The sequence below is a fragment of the Pseudomonas viridiflava genome (assembly GCF_900602065.1).
In the GTDB taxonomy this organism is placed as follows: Bacteria; Pseudomonadota; Gammaproteobacteria; order Pseudomonadales; family Pseudomonadaceae; genus Aquipseudomonas.
In genome coordinates, this window is record NZ_UWFN01000350.1 from 26365 (window position 1) to 42415 (window position 16051).

General features: G+C 57.0%; 15 protein-coding genes. 6 read left to right on the plus strand and 9 right to left on the minus strand.

Annotated elements, in window-relative coordinates:
- Positions 1-6: 6 nt before the first annotated feature.
- Positions 7-174 carry a rubredoxin gene (locus tag EE949_RS27150; protein WP_002555879.1) on the minus strand — a complete coding sequence of 56 codons (168 nt, stop codon included), beginning with the start codon at positions 172-174 and terminating at the stop codon, positions 7-9.
- 201 nt (positions 175-375) lie between these two features.
- Between EE949_RS27150 and EE949_RS27155 the strand changes: the two genes are divergently transcribed.
- Positions 376-936, plus strand: a complete 561-nt coding sequence (locus EE949_RS27155; RefSeq protein WP_162873972.1) for a chorismate--pyruvate lyase family protein — start codon at positions 376-378, stop codon at positions 934-936.
- The gene (gene ubiA, locus EE949_RS27160) at positions 936-1826 is read left to right on the plus strand and encodes a 4-hydroxybenzoate octaprenyltransferase (RefSeq protein ID WP_122667117.1); all 891 of its coding nucleotides are present in this window, start codon (positions 936-938) and stop codon (positions 1824-1826) included. The genes EE949_RS27155 and ubiA overlap by 1 nt, the downstream gene beginning before the upstream one ends.
- A 137-nt stretch (positions 1827-1963) precedes the next feature.
- Here the strand turns inward: ubiA and EE949_RS27165 are convergent, their stop codons facing one another.
- A complete protein-coding gene (locus EE949_RS27165; protein WP_430735909.1) occupies positions 1964-2320 on the minus strand; it encodes a COG4315 family predicted lipoprotein in 357 nt (118 codons plus the stop codon).
- 183 nt (positions 2321-2503) lie between these two features.
- On the opposite strand from EE949_RS27165, the gene phoB reads away from it, so the two are divergent.
- The 3 genes from phoB to EE949_RS27180 all read left to right on the plus strand — a co-directional run bounded on the left by phoB (position 2504) and on the right by EE949_RS27180 (position 6046).
- Entirely contained in the window at positions 2504-3193 is a 690-nt protein-coding gene (phoB, locus tag EE949_RS27170) for a phosphate regulon transcriptional regulator PhoB (RefSeq protein WP_027901508.1), read from the plus strand.
- Positions 3194-3283: 90 nt separating this feature from the next.
- The gene (gene phoR, locus EE949_RS27175; RefSeq protein ID WP_122667119.1) at positions 3284-4585 is read left to right on the plus strand and encodes a phosphate regulon sensor histidine kinase PhoR; all 1302 of its coding nucleotides are present in this window, start codon (positions 3284-3286) and stop codon (positions 4583-4585) included.
- Positions 4586-4705: 120 nt separating this feature from the next.
- Positions 4706-6046, plus strand: a complete 1341-nt coding sequence (locus EE949_RS27180) for a hemolysin family protein (protein ID WP_122667120.1) — start codon at positions 4706-4708, stop codon at positions 6044-6046.
- 141 nt (positions 6047-6187) lie between these two features.
- On the opposite strand, the gene relB is transcribed toward EE949_RS27180, so the two are convergent.
- Positions 6188-6376: a type II toxin-antitoxin system RelB family antitoxin gene (gene relB / locus EE949_RS27185; RefSeq protein WP_122667121.1), complete on the minus strand. Its 189-nt coding sequence runs from the start codon at positions 6374-6376 to the stop codon at positions 6188-6190.
- A gap of 274 nt (positions 6377-6650) precedes the next feature.
- On the minus strand, positions 6651-7547 hold the full coding sequence (locus EE949_RS27190; protein WP_122667122.1) for a peptidoglycan DD-metalloendopeptidase family protein: 897 nt from the start codon (positions 7545-7547) through the stop codon (positions 6651-6653).
- Between the two features lie 407 nt (positions 7548-7954).
- On the opposite strand from EE949_RS27190, the gene EE949_RS27195 reads away from it, so the two are divergent.
- On the plus strand, positions 7955-9133 hold the full coding sequence (locus EE949_RS27195; RefSeq protein ID WP_240350461.1) for a transporter substrate-binding domain-containing protein: 1179 nt from the start codon (positions 7955-7957) through the stop codon (positions 9131-9133).
- Between the two features lie 78 nt (positions 9134-9211).
- On the opposite strand, the gene EE949_RS27200 is transcribed toward EE949_RS27195, so the two are convergent.
- From EE949_RS27200 to EE949_RS27220, 5 genes are all read right to left on the minus strand, one after another.
- On the minus strand, positions 9212-10126 hold the full coding sequence (locus EE949_RS27200) for a response regulator (RefSeq protein WP_122667123.1): 915 nt from the start codon (positions 10124-10126) through the stop codon (positions 9212-9214).
- Between the two features lie 207 nt (positions 10127-10333).
- Positions 10334-11095, minus strand: coding sequence for a phosphate signaling complex protein PhoU (phoU, locus tag EE949_RS27205; RefSeq protein WP_122667124.1), 762 nt, complete (start codon positions 11093-11095; stop codon positions 10334-10336).
- 67 nt (positions 11096-11162) lie between these two features.
- Positions 11163-11996: a phosphate ABC transporter ATP-binding protein PstB gene (gene pstB / locus EE949_RS27210; protein ID WP_027901941.1), complete on the minus strand. Its 834-nt coding sequence runs from the start codon at positions 11994-11996 to the stop codon at positions 11163-11165.
- 197 nt (positions 11997-12193) lie between these two features.
- Entirely contained in the window at positions 12194-13810 is a 1617-nt protein-coding gene (pstA, locus tag EE949_RS27215; protein WP_205504777.1) for a phosphate ABC transporter permease PstA, read from the minus strand.
- A gap of 69 nt (positions 13811-13879) precedes the next feature.
- Positions 13880-15913 (minus strand): ABC transporter permease subunit, encoded by a 2034-nt coding sequence (locus EE949_RS27220; RefSeq protein ID WP_430735910.1) that lies wholly within the window; start codon positions 15911-15913, stop codon positions 13880-13882.
- Positions 15914-16051 lie beyond the last annotated feature (138 nt).

Sequence of the window (16051 nt, forward strand, 5' to 3'; positions counted from 1 at the left end):
GCTGTATCAGCCGATTTCGATCATTTCGAAATCCATTTTGCCTACGCCGCAGTCCGGGCATAGCCAGTCTTCGGGAACATCCTGCCAGAGGGTGCCCGGCGCAATACCGTCATCGGGCCAGCCGTCGGCTTCGTTGTAAATCAGGCCACAGACAATGCATTGCCACTTTTTCATCGTTTATCTCTCATGTTTTCAGGCTATTTGGGCGGTACGCGGTCGTCAGGTGCCACGCTTGCGCCGAACTCAGCGCGTTTTGTACTGATCACGGCGCCGACATGCAAGCCCGGTGATCACCACAAGCCGTTGCCGGTCGTCGGCTGGAAGGGCCAATCATGCTAAGCTCGCGCCCTCGATCAGCCTCAATAAATGCTTACCGTGACTGAGCAAAATCCCCCTTCCCTCCCTGTGCACTGGCTTGAACGCGGGCTACTCGCCGACGTCGCCGAACCCTGGGTTCTGGACTGGCTGTTTCATCAGGACTCCTTGACCCGCCGCCTGACTGCTTTGTCTTCTGACCAGTTCAGTGTCACGCCGCTGTTCGAGGGCTGGCAAGCACTGCGCGACGATGAGTGCGCAGCGCTTGGCCTGCCTGAGCACAATATTGGCTGGGTGCGGGAAGTCTATTTACGCGGTCACGGCGACAAATGGGTGTTCGCCCGCAGTGTCGCTGCCCGCAGCACCCTGCAGGAAAGCGGTTTGCACATGGAGGCGCTCGGCACGCGGTCGCTGGGCGAGTTGCTGTTTTGTGATCCGGCCTTTGACAGGGGTACGCTGCAAGTCTGTCGTTATCCTGCAGCCTGGCTGCCCACAACAGACGCCACTGATGATTTGTGGGGACGCCGCTCATGCTTTAGCCGCGGCCCTCTGAAAATACTGGTCGCCGAAGTCTTCCTGCCTCCGCTGTGGCAGGCGATTCGCACCGTGGAGCATTACTGATGTACCTGACGCTACTCAAATCCCTCAATCGCCTGAATCCTCGCATCTGGGATTTCATCCAGCTGATGCGGGTCGATAAGCCGATTGGTATTTACCTGCTCTTGTGGCCGACGCTCTGGGCATTATGGATTGCCGGTAAAGGTTCGCCATCACTGCTCAATATCGTGATTTTTGTGGTTGGAGTGTTTTTGATGCGTGCGGCGGGTTGCGTGATCAATGACTTCGCCGACCGCAAGGTCGATGGCCACGTCAAACGCACCGAGCAGCGTCCGCTGGTGAGTGGCAAAGTCAGCAGTAAAGAAGCCCTGGTCTTGTTCGCCGCGCTGGTGCTGGTGAGTTTCCTGCTGGTGCTGCTGACAAATCCGACGACCATCTGGCTGTCTTTCGGCGGTCTGGCGCTGGCTGCATGTTATCCATTCATGAAGCGTTACACCTATTACCCTCAAGTGGTGTTGGGCGCTGCGTTTTCCTGGGGGATGCCGATGGCGTTCACCGCCGAAACCGGCAGTCTGCCCGCCGCCGCATGGCTGCTGTATATCGCCAATCTGTTATGGACGGTGGCGTACGACACTTATTACGCGATGGTGGATCGTGAAGACGATCTGAAGATTGGCGTGAAATCCACCGCCGTGCTGTTTGGCGACGCTGACCGAATCATCATCCTGACGCTGCAAGGCCTGGCATTGGGCTGTCTGCTGTTGGCCGGTGCGCGCTTTGAACTGGGCGGGTATTTCTACCTGGGCCTGTTAGTGGCGGCGGGATGTTTCGTCTGGGAGTTCTGGTCAACCCGCAATCGCGACCGCGATGCCTGCTTCAAGGCGTTTTTGCATAACCACTGGGCAGGGTTGGCGATCTTTGTCGGGATTGTTGCGGATTACGCGCTGCGTTGATGCGGTAGCCAGGTGGGACCGAATTCATTCGGGAAGGCGGCAGGTCAATCGGCACATAAGCGCCAGATGCGCCGACCCCTTCGCGAATGAATTCGCTCCCACAGGTATTGCATTTGCAACACAGGTGCTAGTTGGCGCTACGGTTTGACGGTGTGCCAGACGCCGCCTTTGCCGTCGCCCGTTACATCGCCGGCTTTCTTGTCATCCTTATAGAAGTACAACGGCTTGCCGTCGTAGGCCCATTGCAACGTGCCGTCGTCGCGCTTGACCTGAGTCCATTTGCCAGATGCTTTGCTATTGGCTTCAGCAGTCAGGGGCGGCCAGTTGATTGCGCAGGTATCGTTACAAGCAGACTTGCCTGTGCTGTCCTTATCAAAGGTGTACAGCGTTTTACCGCTGTGGTCAGTGAGCAGACCCTTGTCGCCAGTCATGCCGGGTTCAGCAGCCATCACCAGGCTGGAAGACGCCATTACCGCAGCTGCTACCAGCCCCATGAATGTTGATGAAATCTTGTGCATAGGTAGATCCTCTTCTTCTTATGGAAAGGGTCGTGGGCAAGTCAACACACTAGTCCTTTAGGAACGTGGCATGCTAGCCCCTACCCCGACTGTCACACGACTGCAATAATTCCGTTATCTAATGCGCCCCAAGACAGTTAAATGACAAGAGGTTCAAGCATGGTTGGCAGGAGCATTCTGATCGTTGACGACGAAGCGCCTATTCGCGAAATGATCGCCGTTGCATTGGAAATGGCCGGCTATGACTGCATGGAAGCAGAGAACTCTCAGCAAGCCCATGCAATCATCGTAGACCGTAAACCGGATCTGATCCTGCTCGACTGGATGCTGCCCGGCACATCCGGCATCGAACTGGCCCGGCGCCTGAAGCGCGATGAGCTGACCGGTGACATTCCGATCATCATGCTCACTGCCAAGGGCGAAGAGGACAACAAGATTCAGGGGCTGGAAGTCGGCGCTGACGATTACATCACCAAGCCGTTTTCCCCTCGCGAACTGGTCGCACGCCTCAAGGCTGTATTGCGCCGCGCAGGCCCGACCGATGGCGAGGCACCTATTGAAGTCGGCGGTCTGCTGCTAGACCCGATCAGCCATCGCGTAACCATCGATGGCAAACCGGCAGAGATGGGCCCAACCGAATACCGTTTGCTGCAATTCTTCATGACCCACCAAGAGCGCGCCTACACCCGCGGTCAATTGCTGGATCAAGTCTGGGGAGGCAATGTCTATGTCGAAGAACGTACCGTTGATGTTCACATCCGGCGCCTGCGCAAAGCCCTCGGCGACGCTTATGAAAATCTGGTACAAACCGTGCGCGGCACAGGCTATCGCTTTTCTACAAAGAGCTGATGACCTGTTCGTAAACCGACAGCTTGAACAGATAGCCGCAAACAGGCAGCGCAACCGCGCGGTATGCGCTCGACATGGATGTACGTTTAATTGAATCAAAATTGGCATGGCACCCTGATCCGCCACATGCTGCTGTTGGTGACGGCCTGTCTCGTGGTCGGGCTGATCAGCGGCGAATATGGCTGGAGCCTGGCCATCGGTCTGGGGCTATATCTGGCCTGGACCCTCAAACAGCTCTTGCGCCTGCACGAGTGGCTTAGCAACCACCAGACCGACGAACCGCCGCCTGATGGCTACGGCCTGTGGGGCGAAGTCTTCGACAGCATTTACCATCTGCAACGCCGCGATCAGCGTGTGCGTGGTCGTCTGCAAGCGGTGATCGACCGCGTGCAGGAATCAACCGCCGCCCTCAAGGACGCGGTGATCATGCTCGACAGCGAAGGCAACCTGGAATGGTGGAACCGCGCTGCAGAAACCCTGATGGGCCTCAAGACTCCGCAAGACAGCGGCCAGCCGGTCACCAATCTGGTTCGTCACCCGCGCTTCAAGGAATACTTCGAGCAGGACAGCTTTGCCGAGCCGCTGGAAATCCCGTCGCCCACCAATGACCGGGTGCGCATCCAGATGCTGATCACCCGCTACGGCAACAACGAACATCTGATGCTGGTGCGCGATGTCACTCGCATTCATCAACTGGAGCAGATGCGCAAGGATTTCGTCGCCAACGTTTCCCACGAACTGCGCACGCCGTTGACCGTGATTTTCGGTTATCTGGAAACGTTGCTGGATAACGTTGAAGAAGTGAACCCGCGCTGGGTTCGCGCCTTGCAGCAGATGCATCAGCAAGGCGGGCGTATGCAAACGTTGCTCAACGACCTGTTGTTGCTGGCCAAGCTCGAAGCCACTGACTATCCGTCAGATAATCATCCGATTGTTGTCAGCACGTTGCTCAAGACCATCACCAGTGATGCGCAGGCGTTGTCTGGCAACAAGAATCAGAAGATCGACCTGAATATCGAAACCGATACGCTGCTCAAGGGCAGCGATACCGAACTGCGCAGCGCGTTTTCCAACCTGATTTTCAACGCCGTGAAGTACACCCCCGCTGAGGGCAATATTCATATTCGTTGGTGGGCCGATGAACGTGGTGCACACCTGAGCGTGCAGGATTCGGGGATCGGGATCGAAACCAAGCATTTACCGCGTCTGACCGAACGCTTCTATCGCGTGGACTCCAGCCGCGCCTCCAATACCGGCGGGACCGGGCTGGGCCTGGCCATCGTCAAACACGTGCTGTTGCGCCACCGTGGAACACTTGAAATCAACAGCGTGCCGGGCAAAGGCAGCGTGTTTACCTGCCATTTTCCGCCAATCCAGCTGGCACAAGCCTGAGGCGCGACACGCGGGCCACTAGGCAAGCGGGCATTGAGCCGCTACATTGCGGCACTTATGCCCCCGATTTCGGTAAGGCAATAACCTCTCTCGCTAAAACGGAACCCGTAAAACTCCATCATGGACCCTTCCCCTGGTTTTAACCTCGCGTCACTGTTCGCCGACTTCGGCATGATTCTCTTCGCAATGCTTCTGGTCCTGCTCAACGGCTTTTTCGTTGCGGCAGAGTTCGCCATGGTCAAGCTGCGCTCGACCAAAGTTGAAGCTATTGCTGAAAAAAACGGCTGGCGCGGACATATCCTGCGCACCGTTCACAGCCAGCTTGATGCCTATCTCTCGGCCTGCCAGCTGGGTATTACCCTGGCGTCGCTGGGCTTGGGCTGGGTCGGTGAGCCTGCGTTCGCGCACTTGCTGGAGCCTTTGCTGGCGGCCTTGGGTGTAGACACACCGGAAGTGATCAAGGGCGTTTCGTTCTTCACGGCCTTCTTCATCATTTCCTATCTGCACATCGTGATCGGCGAACTGGCCCCCAAGTCCTGGGCGATCCGCAAGCCGGAGCTGCTATCGCTATGGACGGCGGTGCCGCTGTACCTGTTTTATTGGGCGATGTACCCGGCCATTTACCTGCTCAATGCCAGCGCCAACGCGATTCTGCGCATTGCAGGCCAAGGTGAACCTGGTCCGCATCATGAGCACAGCTACAGCCGCGAAGAACTGAAACTGATTCTGCACTCCAGCCGTGGCCAGGATCCTAGCGATCAGGGTATGCGGGTGCTGGCATCCGCCGTTGAAATGGGCGAACTGGAAGTGGTCGACTGGGCCAACTCCCGGGAAGACCTGGTGACGCTGGACTTCAATGCGCCGCTCAAAGAAATCCTCGCCCTGTTCCGCCGTCACAAGTTCAGCCGTTACCCGGTATACGACGCCGATCGTGGCGAGTTCGTCGGCCTGCTGCACATCAAGGACCTGCTGCTGGAACTGGCGGCACTGGATCACATTCCGGAATCCTTCAACCTGGCTGAGCTGACGCGCCCGCTGGAACGGGTCTCCAAGCACATGCCATTGTCGCGACTGCTTGAGCAGTTCCGTCAGGGCGGCGCGCACTTCGCGCTGGTGGAAGAAGCAGACGGCAAGATCATCGGCTACCTGACCATGGAAGACGTGCTGGAAGTGCTGGTCGGCGATATCCAGGACGAACATCGCAAGGTGGAGCGTGGCATCCTCGCTTATCAGCCGGGCAAACTGCTGGTGCGTGGCGATACACCGCTGTTCAAGGTCGAACGCCTGCTAGGCATCGATCTGGACCACGTAGAAGCCGAAACCTTGGCAGGCCTGATCTACGAAACCCTCAAACGGGTGCCGGAAGTCGAGGAAGTCATGGAGTTCGAAGGCCTGCGGATCATCATCAAAAAGATGAAAGGCCCGAAAATCGTGTTGGCCAAGGTGGTCAAGATTGATTGAGGCTGTATCAGTCTGAGGATTGATACAGCCCTGTAGGAGCCAGCTTGTTGGCGAGGCAGCATTTTCTGACTATGCAGGCCCGACGTCTCGCCAACAAGTTGGCTCCTACAGGTAACCCGTGTGCTGCGCGGCAGCGCTGTGTCAGGGACACTGCTTACGCTCAGATGCTTCAATGATCGCGTCCATTCTCGCCATCACTTCATCATGGGGTACGCCGGTTCCCGGACTATCCAGCGACCGCTGTACCTTTTCACGGAACCAGACATCATAGCTGTCGGCTTGCTCTTGGGTTTCGAACTCTGAAACGACTGGCGAAAGTAGGGCGCTCACGACTAACTCCGGCTGGGACCGTTCAGAGTTTAGACCTGTCGCTGGAAGCTGTCTCGACCGTCTGGAAAATCGGAAAAAACCTACGCTGACTCGTTCCAAGGAACTGTAGGCCCGAAAATCGTGTTAGCCAAAGTGATCCCTGATTTGGAATGTTTTTCTGTAGGAGCTCACGAGCACCGCGAGACAGCGATGGCGTCCTGTCTGATTCACCGCCATCGCTGCCTCGCGGTGCTCGTGAGCTCCTACAGGTCACCGTTTGCTGCTAATCGTTCTCTCAATTCCCCCCCACCGCAAAATTCGGCAGGCTCTGCACCGGCTGTGCAAACTCGTAGGGGATGGACTCCAGCGCCAGGCCCACGTTGCGCTGGACGACGAAGTGTAAGTGCGGGCCGCTGCTGTTGCCGGTGTTGCCGGAGCGCGCCAGTGCGCTGCCGACGATGACGTGCTGACCTTCCTTGACGCTCACCGAGCCGCGCATCAGGTGCAGATAAACGCCCATGGTGCCGTCGTCGTGCAGGATTCGCACAAAATTGCCTGACGGGTTTGAGCCTTTGCCGGTCTGGTCGTTTTCGATCTTCACCACTACACCACCACGCGCAGCGATGATTGGCGTGCCTTCGGGCATGGCGATGTCCATCGCGTATCTGCCTTTGGGGCCGTAATGGCTGTATTTACCGTTAGGTCCCTGGCTCAGGCGAAAAGGCCCACCTACCCATGGCAAGGGATACCGATACGCCAGACTCATGCGCTGCGGATCACCCACGATTGAGCGCAGGCTGGTTTTGTAGCTCATGGGCTTGCCGACGACTTTGGGGCTCAGGACCGTGACTCGCTCATTGCCACGCGCCGGTATCGTGCGACGAATGGTCTGGTCGGGAACGCCAAGCACGTTCTTCCCGGCAGAGATTTTCAGCTCAACCTCGACAGGCGCATACAGGTCGTTGCGCACATAGAGGCTGTCCACGCCTTTGTCTCGCCTGGTGCTCAGGTGCACCTGACGCTCGATGTGCTCAACCATCCGATCCTTGAACACGACCACTGCAGCACCCGGCGTCGGGCGATCGGTAAACGAGACCACGCCGTTGGCATCAGTGAATTTGTAGATCGTCACCGCCCCGGCTGTTTGCGCAGCCAGCAACAGAGCACACAGGATCAGTAAGCGCTCAAGCATGGGATTGGTCAGCGTTGTAAAAAAGATGAGGCAAGCCTAACAGTGATTGGAGCGAATGAGGATTTGGCTGTATCAATAGCCGACAGACCGGGCGTCAAGGAAACCGCGCCAGATGTCTGATTCTGGTCATATTCCACATGGCATATTAGAAACATCAACTAAAACAACAACTGCGGGCAAACTTCCCACATGGCGAAGTAGTCTTTCATACAAACACCCATCCTTTAAAATAAAAAATGACATAAAAATATATACATCGCCCACCTGGAAAACTTGTGCGCCGCGCCTGTTATTTCTAACCTCCACTCAATACCCGCCAACTCTCTAATCATTAGCACATCCCCGCCGCGCAGTACGCAACAGGAAATTACAACTAAAACGCCTACCACTCATAAAGGTATTAACTCTTGTCTATCTTCAAAACAAAACGTGGACACTCGCTTGTCTTGTTAGCTGTCTCTGCATTATTTTCATTACCCGCCCTAGCCTTTACTGAACTCAGGATCGGGGTTGAAGCTGATGTCCCTCCCTTTGAAAGCCGCAATGCGAATGGCAAACTTGTTGGTCTGAATATTGATTTGGGAAATGCGCTTTGCAAGCGAATAGGAGTGCGTTGCGTCTGGGTTGAACAGCCCTACGCCACCAATATCGCCGCACTGCAAGCAGACAAATTCGATGTAATCATGCCCATGACACCGACGGAAATACGCAGACAGCACGTCGACTTCACCGACGTGATGTACCCCCTATCCAGCCAGTTGGTCACACCCAGGGAGTCGCGACTAAAGCCCACTGCTACCAGCCTGAAAGGCAAGCGCATTGGCGTACTCAAGGGCACCAGCCGGGAGGCCTTTGCTCAGGCTGTATGGGCAGGCGCCGGGGTCAATGTCATAAGTTTCAACTTGAACATCGAACTGATCCAACAGCTTATGGCCGGCACCATCGACGCGACGTTACAAGACTCCATCGAAATTTCAGAAGCGCTGCTGAACAAACCCGCAGGAAGCCAGTTTGTTTTTGCCGGGCCGCCAATAGTCCATCCGATGCTGGGCAGCGGTGTAGCCATGGCAGTGCGTAAAGATGATCAAGCGCTCAAACACAGACTCAATGAAGCACTTGGCGCGCTCAAAGCAGATGGCACGCAACAGGCCATCGTTGCACGTTACCTTCCGGAAACAGTTGTTGGCGCGCCGCCCTCCTCATCGCTGCAATTCATAACTGCGGGTCCGGACAGACCGTTTTCGCAAGCAGTGCGGGCGGGTGACTTTCTGTATCTATCAGGCTTGCTTGGGGATGATGCCGATGGCAAATTCCCGACCGGTACATCTGCCCAGACCGCCGCGATCATGGACAGCATGCGAGCAATCCTGAAGAACAACAGATCGTCCCTGGACAATGTTGTGAAGTGCACAGTCATCTTGGCCAATATCAAGGACTTTGCTGACATGAACAAGGTTTACGCTAGTTACTTCGCCGCTGAACGGTTCCCCGCACGCACGACTTTTGAAGCCGCCAGGCTGGTGGCGAACGCAAAGGTGGAAATAGAGTGCATGGCTTACTCCCCCTTAAAGCAGGGGAAAGCGTAAAGAACTGTGCATGGCGGCATGAAGCTTATGGGGCAATCGCGAACAAACTTGCCCCATATGTCATCTTGTCCCAGGCAATCAAGCGCCCGGTGAGAAGTGCTTCTGTACAGTGCCGCGGGCGATCAGTCGGGAAATGTAGTCCATTTTCTGAGCGTCCTGATCGGTGAAGCGGAAGGTCACTTGCAACCACTCGCTTTCCGGCTTCTGTTCGAAGGCCACGATAGCGTGCAGATAGCCGTTGAGGCGCGCGACTTCATTGTTCTCGCCCTGCTCAAGATCGAGCACAGCCTGCTCAAGGATCTGCGGCAAGGTTTCGCTGCGACGCACCACCAGCAATGCTTCCTTCAGGGTCAGCGCCTTGATCACGCAACTCTGATTGCCACTCGGCAGGCGCAACTGGCCCTGACCACGACCTGCTGGCTCTTTCGCAGCGGCCTTCGGCGGGACGGGCGGAGCTTTGGCGATACCGCCAAACCCTGGCGCGGCCGTCGCAGCAGCGCTGGCGGCAGGACGCACCACCTCAGCCTTGCCACCGGTCAGCGCACTCAGCGAGTCATTGAGCGGTGAGTTCATGCGCGACGGAGCTGTGGACATGACCGCTTCAAGCTTGCCGACTTTGGCCAGGGCTTTCTTGACCTTGGTCAGCAGCTGTTCGTTGGTGAACGGCTTGCCGACAAAATCGGTCACGCCTGCCTGAATCGCCTGTACCACGTTCTCCTTGTCGCCACGGCTGGTCACCATGATGAAGGGAACGGTTTTCAGGTAGTTGTCCTGCTCGCGGCACCAGGTCAGCAGCTCAAGGCCGGACATTTCCGGCATTTCCCAGTCACACAGGATCAAGTCGAACTGCTCGCGGTTCAGGGTGACCTGAGCCTTGCGACCGTTGACGGCGTCCTCGGTGTGAATACCGGGAAAGTAATTGCGCAGACCTTTCTTAACCAAATCGCGAATGAACGTCGCGTCATCCACAATCAAAACACTGATCTTACTCATCGACGCTCCTGCGGGTGTGTCGCCAGTGCTGGCGAACTGCGTTGATGCTGAACACACCCTATATTTCGGCAAGCATAGCGCTGGCTGATGGCCAAAGGCCAACCTGTTTGACGGCGCCAGGACATTTAATTCGCGGGCGGCTGGAATTCTCACGCCCGAGAACAAAAACGCCCAGCTGCGAGCTGGGCGTTTTTTTCGCAGGCAATCTTACTTATCGTCAGTTTTGCCCGGAACATTAGCGCTTTCGCTTGATATGCCCTGGACCTCTTCTTTCATGCGTTTGAGGCCCATGTGCCGTACGTCGGTTCCGCGCACGAGGTAGATGACCAACTCGGAAATGTTACGGGCGTGATCACCAATACGCTCCAGCGAACGCAGTACCCAAATCACGTTGAGCACGCGGGAGATCGAACGCGGATCCTCCATCATGTAGGTCGCCAGCTCACGCAGGGCGGTCTTGTATTCGCGGTCGATGACTTTGTCGTACTGAGCCACGGAAAGCGCCAGCTCGGCGTCGAAGCGAGCAAACGAATCCAGAGCATCGCGCACCATGTTGCGTACCTGATCGCCAATGTGGCGAACTTCGACGTAACCACGAGGCGACTCGCCTTCTTCGCACAACTGAATGGCGCGACGAGCGATCTTGGTGGACTCGTCACCGATGCGCTCCAGATCGATTACCGACTTGGAGATGCTGATGATCAGACGCAGGTCTGAAGCTGCCGGCTGGCGACGCGCCAGGATACGCAGGCACTCTTCATCGATGTTGCGCTCCATCTGGTTAATGCGATCGTCGACTTCACGAACGCGCTGGGCCAGACCGGAATCCGCTTCGATCAAGGCAGTCACAGCATCGTTGACCTGCTTCTCGACCAAACCGCCCATTTCGAGCAGATGGCTGCGTACTTCTTCAAGCTCAGCGTTGAACTGTTGCGAGATGTGATGCGTGAGGCTGTCTTTATGAATCATGCTTGGTGTCCTTGGAACGTCCGGTTAAGTGCGAAAACGCAGCGGTGCTTCAGGGTTTGAGCAGGACCTAGCCGTAACGACCGGTGATGTAGTCTTCAGTCTGTTTTTTAGCCGGGTTGGTGAACATCGTGTCCGTGTCACCGAACTCGACCAGTTTGCCCATGTACATAAACGCGGTGTAATCCGAAACCCGTGCCGCCTGCTGCATGTTGTGGGTAACGATCACAATGGTGTATTTGGATTTCAGTTCGTAGATCAGTTCTTCAACTTTCAACGTCGAAATGGGGTCGAGCGCTGAACAGGGTTCGTCGAGCAGCAGGACTTCCGGCTCCACGGCGATGGTCCGGGCGATCACCAGACGTTGCTGTTGACCGCCGGAAAGGCCTAGCGCTGACTCGTGCAGACGATCTTTGACTTCGTCCCACAGCGCTGCAGCCTTGAGTGCCCACTCGACAGCTTCATCGAGTACGCGCTTTTTGTTGATGCCCTGGATCCGCAAGCCATACACCACGTTTTCGTAGATGGTCTTGGGGAACGGGTTGGGCTTCTGGAACACCATACCCACACGGCGACGCAACTCGGCGACGTCCTCACCTTTGGTGTAGATGTCGTGCCCGTACAGATTGATTGCGCCCTTTACGCTGCAGCCGTCGACCAGATCGTTCATACGGTTGAACGTACGCAATAACGTCGACTTGCCGCAGCCGGACGGACCGATGAAGGCCGTCACGCGCTGTTTCGGAATGTTCAGGCTGACATCGAACAAGGCCTGTTTGTCACCGTAAAACAGGTTCAGACCCGGCACTTCGATGGCCACGGTTTCGTCGGCCAGATGCAGGCCTGACTTGTTGCGCCCCAGGGCCGACATATTGATGCCTCGTGCCGGGTTTTCATGCTGCATGGAATTGCTCCCTACGCTAACCATTCTGTTGAACCGCCCTTCTCAAACAAAATACAACCGTCTGATTGATCGGGTCTGTAGGAGCTGTCGGAGGTAACGACGGCCGCGAAGCGGTGTGTCATACAAATCGCTATCGCTGCCTCGCGTTACTCGTGAGCTCCTACAGGCCAATTGTTGGGCGACCTCTAATCATTCAATCAACTGTCCAGCGCTTTGTATTTCTCGCGCAGGTGGTTACGAATGGCCACCGCCGACAGGTTGAGCAAGGCAATCACTAGTACCAGCAACAATGCCGTGGCGTATACCAGAGGGCGTGCCGCTTCGACATTGGGGCTCTGGAAGCCCACGTCGTAAATATGGAACCCCAAGTGCATGATCTTCTGATCCAGATGCAGGTAAGGGTAGTTGCCATTCACCGGCAGCGAAGGCGCCAGCTTGACCACGCCCACCAGCATCAGTGGCGCGACTTCACCTGCTGCGCGGGCAACTGCCAGAATCAGGCCGGTCATCATGGCCGGACTGGCCATGGGCAAAACGATCTTCCACAGCGTTTCGGCCTTGGTAGCGCCCAGCGCCAGTGAGCCTTCGCGAATGGTGCGCGGGATACGCGCCAAGCCTTCTTCAGTGGCGACGATCACTACCGGCACCGCCAGCAATGCCAGGGTCAGCGATGCCCAGAGCAGGCCCGGCGTACCAAAGGTCGGTGCAGGCAGCGCTTCGGGGAAGAACAACCTGTCCAGCGATCCGCCCAGCACATACACAAAGAAGCCCAACCCGAACACGCCGTACACAATCGCCGGGACACCCGCGAGATTGTTTACCGCGATACGTATCAAGCGAGTCACCGGACCTTGCCTGGCGTACTCGCGCAGATAAACCGCTGCCAAGACGCCAAACGGCGTAACGATGACGGCCATGATCAGGGTCATCATCACCGTGCCGAAAATCGCCGGGAAAATCCCGCCTTCGGTGTTGGCTTCTCGCGGATCCTCACTGAGGAACTCCCAGAGCTTCTTGAAGTAGAAACCCAGCTTGGTAATCGTGCCCATACCGTTGGGCTGATAGGCATGCACGACCTTGCCCAGACTGATTTCGACTTCTTTGCCGTTGGCATCACGCGCAGTCAGGCTGTCGCGATCAAATGCTTCGTGCAATGAGGTAAGGCGCGCCTCGATGACCTTATAGCGGCTGTCCAGCTCTGCGCGTTCGCTGGCCATGTCAGCCTGGGCTTGCGCATCAAGCCTGCCATCCAGCTCCAGTTTGCGGGCCTGCAAGCGCAGACGTTCGATGCCGTGGTTGATTGCACCGACATCCTTCTTTTCCAACTGATAAAGCTCGCGGGCAAGACCTTCGACACGCTTGATGCGTTCTTGCAGCGTCGGCCAGGCCGCTTCGCCTTCAGCGACGACCTTGCCACCCTCTTTGACGTTAACCAGATAGCCATAGAAATTGCCCCACTCGCGGCGCTCAAGGGTCATCAGCTCAGGCGGCAAGCTCTGCTCAGACAGCCATTCGCCCACAACCCAGGTGAAATCGCTGGGGTTGACGTCACGATTACCGACCTTGACCAGTTCGCGGGTCATGAACTCAGGGCCTTCTTCCGGGACCGGCAAACCGGCCCCTTTGAGGCGTGCGCGAGGGACTTGTTCTTTCTCGACCACTTCGCCGATCAGAACATGTTTCTCCTGATTGGGTACGTCGTACTGCGCATACATCAGATCAGCCGGCCAGAAATGGCCAAGGCCGCGCACGGCGATCACTGACAACAGGCCCAGGGTCATGATGACCGCAATGGATACCGCACCCGCGCTCATCCAGACGCCAGGGGCGCCTGTTTTGAACCAACTCTTGAGGGAGTTCTGTTTCACGAACTTCTACCTTCCTTAGAGAGACGAGTATTTCTTGCGCAGGCGCTGACGGATCAGCTCTGCGAGGGTGTTCATCACAAAGGTGAACATCAGCAGCACCAGTGCTGCGAGGAACAACACCCGATAGTGACTTCCACCCACTTCCGACTCAGGCATCTCAACGGCCACGTTGGCCGCCAGCGTGCGCATCCCCTCAAACAGGTTCATGTCCATGATCGGCGTATTGCCGGTGGCCATGAGCACGATCATTGTTTCGCCCACTGCGCGCCCCATGCCGATCATCAACGCCGAGAAAATGCCCGGGCTTGCGGTAAGGATCACCACACGGGTCATGGTCTGCCACGGCGTCGCGCCCAACGCCAGCGAGCCAAGCGTCAGGCCGCGAGGCACACTGAATACCGCATCTTCGGCAATCGAGTAGATATTCGGAATAACGGCAAAGCCCATGGCAATGCCGACCACCAATGCGTTGCGCTGATCGTAGGTGATGCCCAGATCGTGGGAGATCCACATGCGCATGTCACCGCCGAAGAACCAGTTTTCCAGATGCGGGCTCATGCTCAGCGAGAACCAGCCCACCAGCAGTACCACGGGCAACAGGATCGCGCTTTCCCAGCCATCGGGAACCCGCAAACGAATCGAGTCAGGCAAACGGCTCCAGATGAATCCTGCAAGCAGAATACCGATCGGCGTCAGCAACATCAGGCTGAATACACCCGGCAGATGCCCTTCCAGATACGGTGCCAAAAACAGCCCGGCGAAGAAGCCGAGAATCACCGTCGGCATGGCTTCCATCAGCTCGATGACCGGCTTGACCTTGCGGCGCAGACTCGGGGCCATGAAGTAGGCCGTGTAAATCGCGGCAGCAACAGCCAGTGGCGCAGCCAGCAACATGGCGTAGAACGCGGCCTTGAGCGTGCCGTAGGTCAGCGGTGCCAGGCTCAGCTTGGGCTCGAAATCACTATTGGACGCAGTCGACTGCCAAACGTATTGGGGCGCGTCGTAGTTCTCGTACCAGACCTTGCCCCACAAGGCGGTCCAGGAAACCTCCGGGTGCGGATTCTTCAGGCTCATCGGCCGCAACGCACCGCCCTGCTCTACCAGAATCTGATCCGCACGCGGCGACAGAGCAAAAATACCCGAACCGTCAGCAACTTTTTCGACCAGCAACGTGCGATGCGCAGTGCTATGGAAAACCCCGAGCTGCCCGGAAGCATCGAGTGCGATGAAGCCTTTACGCCTTTGCTCGGCAGTAATCTGGGCAATAGGCGAGTTGCCCATCTGGAAGTCGCGAATATGCATGAAGCGCTGTTCGCCATCGACGTCGCGCGCCATGAACCACTGCGCCATGCCGCCCTTGGAGTTACCGATGATCAGCGAAATACCGCCGACCAGCTGCGTACTGGCAGTGATCTCGGCATTGCCGTCTTCAAGCAATTTATAGCGGCCATTGAGCGTGCGATCGCGCAGGCTGAAGACATCGGCCTGAGCACGGCCGTTGATCACATACAGCCATTGCTGACGTGGATCGATATAAATGGCTTTGACCGTCGCGGACATCTGCGGCAACTCGATGCGACTCTGCTCGCTGGTCACCTCGCCGGTCATCATGTTTTCTTCTTTCGTCAGCGACAACACGTGCAGCTGTGTGCCGGTGGTGCCCGCAACTAACAGCTTCTCGCCATTGGCATTGATGCTGACATGCTCAACCGCCCGCCCTTCTTCATCCAGCACCAGCGGCGCTTCGCCGTAGGGCCAGGTGATGGTCGGCGTGATGGTCTTCTGGTTGTTCGGGTAAGTGATCAGGTAGCCGTGTCTGAACGCCAGCACCTGGCCATTGGACAAGCCAAGTGCAATTAGCGGTGTGCCGGGCTGGTCCTGACCAATCGACGCTACGCTCACGCCTGCGGGCAGAGGCAGGCCGACCCGCTTGAGCTCTGCGCCGTCGGCAATGCTGAAAAACACCGCTTCGCCCTTGTCGGAAACGCGCAGTCCCACCTGATTCTGTTCTTCGACAGTCAGCATCAGTGGCTTGCCGGCATCGTTCAGCCAGGCAGGGTTCAGAGCGTCGCGCGCAGTCAGGCTCGCGCCCTGAAACAACGGCGCAACGACATAGGCCAGGTAAAAGAAAATCAAGGTGATAGCCGCAAGCACGGCGAGGCCGCCAATGGCGACATACCAACGGGT